General features: G+C 61.9%; 5 protein-coding genes. 3 read left to right on the top strand and 2 right to left on the bottom strand.

Annotation, left to right across the window (positions count from 1 at the left end; all coding sequences use genetic code 11):
• The coding region (locus EN984_RS24665) for a winged helix-turn-helix domain-containing protein (RefSeq protein WP_164765620.1) at positions 1 to 311 on the top strand (311 nt) is incomplete at its 5' end.
• A gap of 72 nt (positions 312 to 383) precedes the next feature.
• On the opposite strand, the gene EN984_RS24660 is transcribed toward EN984_RS24665, so the two are convergent.
• The gene (locus tag EN984_RS24660) at positions 384 to 551 is read right to left on the bottom strand and encodes a hypothetical protein (protein WP_081738724.1); all 168 of its coding nucleotides are present in this window, start codon (positions 549 to 551) and stop codon (positions 384 to 386) included.
• A 199-nt stretch (positions 552 to 750) separates the two neighbouring features.
• Here EN984_RS24660 and EN984_RS37850 point away from each other — a divergent pair, with 199 nt between their 5' ends.
• Positions 751 to 1,047, top strand: a complete 297-nt coding sequence (locus EN984_RS37850) for a hypothetical protein (RefSeq protein ID WP_164752086.1) — start codon at positions 751 to 753, stop codon at positions 1,045 to 1,047.
• Between the two features lie 244 nt (positions 1,048 to 1,291).
• Entirely contained in the window at positions 1,292 to 1,753 is a 462-nt protein-coding gene (locus EN984_RS24650; protein ID WP_023811018.1) for a L,D-transpeptidase, read from the top strand.
• A 204-nt stretch (positions 1,754 to 1,957) separates the two neighbouring features.
• Here the strand turns inward: EN984_RS24650 and EN984_RS24645 are convergent.
• Positions 1,958 to 4,178: efflux RND transporter permease subunit (locus EN984_RS24645; RefSeq protein ID WP_127384010.1), on the bottom strand; the 2,221-nt coding region annotated here is incomplete at its 5' end.

The raw sequence follows: 4,178 nt of genomic DNA, 5'->3' as shown, positions 1-4,178 counted from the left end.
CCCAGGAACTGATCGTGCTGGAGAACGCGACCGTCGATCTGAGATCGGCCATGGTCATGCATCGCTCCGGCTCCGAGGAACAGCTTTCGCCTGGCCAGGTGGCCCTGCTCAGGTTGTTCCTGGCCAGTCCGCGCAAGGTGCTGACGCGTGACGATATCATCGCCGCGGCACCGGCCGAAAACGCCGACGCCTTCGATCGCTCGATCGATTCGCGCATCGTGCGGCTGCGCCGCAAGCTCGACACCGACACCATCACCACAATACGTGGCGCCGGCTATCGGTTCGATCCGCCGCGGCAATTTGCCGACTGACTGCCTGCTACTGGCGCAATCCCTTTTTTCGGGCATCGGATTTTCCATCTCTGGGCCCGATGCTCTTGACGCTCAGCGTACCAGCAGAAGCGATGGCCCCACCGGCATGTCACTGCCCATGGTGAGTTCGCTTGCATGGGCGCGGTCCCGGAGGAGCACGGTAGCAAGACCGGCAAAGCCGAGCAGGCCCTGGGCGTAAAGCAGTGCGGACAGCACCGAAGCAGCGAATTTCGTTTTCATCGTCGCAGTTCCCCAAATGCCAATTCTTCAAAAATGAACCTGTTGCGGGTCTCTTCAGGATACCCCCGAAGTGCCCGCGCCGCCCACGGAGCCCCCCGTCGCGGCGCGGGCCTTCGGTCCTCTCGGCAGCAAGTTGCCGGAGGCGCCGCGCAAACCCGTCAGCCTAAGGCCGACCCGCCAGAGGGCCTTGAGCCGGGCGATGCGCAGGCTGGAAACAATCCAGACCGTGGCGAAAAACAGTGCGGTATGCAGCGTCGAAATCTCGCCCGAAGTCATCGCGCCGAGCCTTGTCAGCGGGGTGCCGGCAACCGTGCCGACGCCGCCGATGACCGCTGCCGCGATGCTGATCCTGAGAAGCCAGGACAGCGCGTTTGATTTCGTCCTCATGTTCGTTACCGGCTGTTTTCGTTGCGTCAACTTTGCTCGCACCCCGTATCCGGATCATGCCGCTTGGAGCCGCGCTTTGTTGCAGGTTGGTTTCGATGCTGACGCTTGATCTTTCACATGACACCAATTCGCACTTTCGTTTGGAGGCGGATACTCATGTTCCCGACTCCTGGTCTTGGCTGGGTGGGTCTGCCGAGCCTGTTCCAGCCAGGTTATAAGGAGGCGTTTGTTAACCAGCGGAAACAGATTCGAAACAGAAACGAGCGTTTTGCGAAATCTTCTCGAAACATGACGTTGGGATAAGCGGCCATCGAACTGGAGCCGGCCAACCGGCAGAGAGAGGGGACTTCATCATGCATACCGCCATTTCCGCCAAGCTTATCAACATCACCGCCGCTGCCTTGACTGGTGCAGCACTGCTGCTCGGCGCCGGCTCGGGTGCGGCGCACGCCGCCAACAAGATCGTGGCACGCGTTTCGCTTTCGCAGCAGATCATGGAAGTCTCCGTCGACGGCCGGCCGACCTTCGCCTGGAAAGTCTCCACCGGCGACCGGGCCCATGTGACGCCGACCGGCTCGTTCAAGCCGACCCGCATGCATGAGATGTGGTATTCGAAGAAATACGACAACGCCCCGATGCCGCACTCGGTCTTCTTCAGCGGCGGCTATGCGGTACACGCGACCTACGCGATCAAGCGCCTCGGCCAGCCGGCTTCGCATGGCTGCGTGCGGCTGCACCCCGACAACGCGGCCGATTTCTACCAGCTCGTCGAAACCTTCGGGGCGACCAACACCAGCATCGTCATCGTCAAGTAGCAGGCTGGAAACGGTGGCGTGTCAGCATGCTGGCGCGCCTCGAGGCTCCCACCGGAAAACGCTGCGGTATGAGCACAGCTCGAACCGAGGTATTGCGTACAGCTCAAACCGGCGGAGCCCAGCCAAAAAGAAAAGAGGCCGGAAAGTTTCCGGCCTCTTTTCTTTTGCATTTGTCCTGCGCATTTCCGGGCAGGAAGCCCCACCCTAGCTCGGCAGTGCCGGCATCAGCTTGGGATCCGGCTTCTCCGCCAAATGAGGCAGGTCCTTGCTGGCGATGAAGGTGTAGAACATGGGCACGACGAAGAGCGTGAACAGGGTTCCGACCAGGATGCCGGTGAAGATGACCAGGCCCATCGAATAGCGGGCCGCGGCACCAGCGCCGCTGGACGTGATCAGCGGCACCACGCCGAGCGCCATCGCCGCTGTCGTCATCAGGATCGGCCGCAGGCGCACCTTGGCCGAGGCGATGATGGCGTCGCGCCGTCGCATGCCATGCTTTTCACGCTGCTGGTTGGCGAACTCGACCAGCAGGATGCCGTGCTTGGTGATCAGACCGATCAGTGTGATCAGGCCGACCTGCGTGTAGATGTTGAGCGTGCCGAGGCCCAGATTGAGCGGCACGATCGCGCCGAAGATCGACAGCGGCACCGCCATCATGATGATCAGGGGGTCGCGAAAGCTTTCAAACTGCGCCGCCAGCACCAGATAGATGACGACAACGGCCGCCGCGAAAGCGATCAGGATGGTGTTGCCCTGTTCCTTTTCCTGCCGCGATTGACCGGAATAGTCGAGGAAGAAGGTGTCGGGCAGGCTCTCCTTGGCGATGTCCTCCAGCGCCTTCAGCCCGTCGCCGGTGGTGACGCCGGGCAGCGGGAGCGCCGAAATCGTCGACGAATTCAGTTGGTTGAACTGCTCGATTGCCGCCGGCGCCGCATTGTTCGAAATCTTGACTACCGCCGAGAGCGGCACCATCTCGCCCGTCACGCTGCGCACGAAGTATTCGCCGAGCTTATCGGGGTTGTCGCGAAACTCCTGCGGCACCTGCGGGATGATGTCGTAGCTGTTGGAGTCACGGTCGAACTGCGCCACTTCGGCGCCGCCGACCAGCAAGGTCAGCGTGCGGCCGATATCGGCGATCGGCAGGTTCAACGCCGCGGCGCGATCACGGTCGATGGTCACCGTCACCTCTGGTGCGTCATAGGCCATCGAATTCTGCACGACGATGAAGCGGCCGGAGGCTTGCGCCTTGTTCTTGATCTGCTCGGCCACCTCGTACACTTCCGAGGAAGCGCCGGTCGATCGCACCACCATGGAAATGGGCAGGCCGCCACCAGAGCCGGGCAGCGTCGGCGGCGCGAAGACGAAGGCCTCGACGCCGGCCACTTTGGCGATACGGGCCGTGATGTCGGCCTGCAGTTCCTTCGAATTGCGCTTGCGTTCCGCCCAATCCTTGAAGGCATAGCCGACGAAGGCGCTGTTTGTCGTGCCGCCGAAGGCGACGGCCGAGAACTGCGCCCGTGTTTCGGGAATATCCTTCACCAGGCCGAGGATCTGGTTGACGTATGTCTCGGTGTAATCGGAGGTCGCATAACGCGGCCCTGTCACAATCGAGAGCAGAAAGCCCTGGTCCTCTTCCGGCGCCAGTTCGCTCGAGGTCTTGGTGAACATGAAGCCGGTGACGCCGACAAGCGCAAGCACGATGATCAGCGTCAATGGGCGATAATTGAGCGACCCGGTGACGGCGCGTTCATAGACATGCTCGACGCGAGCGAAGGCGCCGTCGACAATGCGCTGGAAACGGCCCGGCGTGCCGGACTTCAGGAGGCGTGCCGACATCATCGGGGTGATGGTGATGGCGATGACGCCCGACAGCACCACTGAGCCGGCGAGCGTGACTGCGAATTCACGGAACAATGCGCCGGTCAGGCCGCCGGTGAAGGCCAGCGGCGCGAACACGGCGGCCAGTGTCATGGTCATGGCAATGATGGCCGACGATATTTCGCGCATACCGCTGAACGCGGCCTGCATCGGCGACATGTGGTCTTCTTCCATATGGCGATGGATGTTCTCCACCACCACGATGGCGTCGTCGACGACCAGGCCGATCGCCAGCACCATGGCCAGCAGCGACAGCAGGTTGATCGAATAGCCCACCGCAAACAAAAGGAAACAGACGCCGATCAGCGACAACGGGATGGTGATGATCGGCATCATCACCGACCGGAAGGAGCCAAGGAACAGAAGGATGACGACGATGACGATGGCAACCGCCTCGGCGATGGTCTTGAACACCTCTTCGATCGAAGCGCTGATCTGCCCGGTCGCGTCGTAGACGACCTCGATCGTCATGCCTTTCGGCAGCGTCTCCTGAATCTGCGGCACCAGCTTGGTGAGCGCCGCCGCCGTGGTCAGCGGATTGGCTGCC

The organism is Mesorhizobium sp. M7A.F.Ca.CA.004.12.1.1, from assembly GCF_003997835.1.
GTDB lineage: Bacteria > Pseudomonadota > Alphaproteobacteria > Rhizobiales > Rhizobiaceae > Mesorhizobium.
The sequence above is the reverse complement of the archived record's forward strand: the minus strand, read 5'-3'. Positions and strand labels throughout refer to the sequence as shown.

Bases quoted from the DNA above. Each gene is read 5' to 3' on its own strand.
- EN984_RS24650 (WP_023811018.1), top strand. From the start codon at position 1,292: ATGCATACCGCCATTTCCGCCAAGCTTATCAACATCACCGCCGCTGCC.
- EN984_RS24660 (WP_081738724.1), bottom strand. From the start codon at position 551: ATGAAAACGAAATTCGCTGCTTCGGTGCTGTCCGCACTGCTTTACGCC.
- EN984_RS37850 (WP_164752086.1), top strand. From the start codon at position 751: ATGCGCAGGCTGGAAACAATCCAGACCGTGGCGAAAAACAGTGCGGTA.